We start from the raw sequence: 203 nt of genomic DNA, 5'->3' as shown, positions 1-203 counted from the left end.
GATGAAGTGGAAGACATGGAGATTTCATGTGAAGAAGCAAATTCATTCGAGCCAGGATCATTAGGATACACTAATGGAGGAACTGGAGCATGCGAGATTTCAGGATCAGTTCAAGGTGAGTTAAGCGGATCATACGATGAGTGTGGTGGTCTTTTAGAAGTTGATTGGACTTACACTGATGATTGTGATAGAACAATCACAGC

The 203-nt window shown here is 41.9% G+C and carries 1 protein-coding gene; it reads left to right on the top strand.

Going from position 1 to position 203, the window contains the following annotated elements; genetic code table 11:
- Positions 1-15 precede the first annotated feature (15 nt).
- A partial coding sequence (locus Q0787_RS19330; RefSeq protein WP_298905119.1) for a hypothetical protein occupies positions 16-203 on the top strand: 188 nt, incomplete at its 3' end.

The sequence above is a fragment of the uncultured Psychroserpens sp. genome, from assembly GCF_947492715.1.
Classification (GTDB): Bacteria; Bacteroidota; Bacteroidia; order Flavobacteriales; family Flavobacteriaceae; genus Psychroserpens.
Note: the sequence above shows the minus strand (reverse complement) of the source record. Positions and strands in the feature narration are given on the sequence as shown.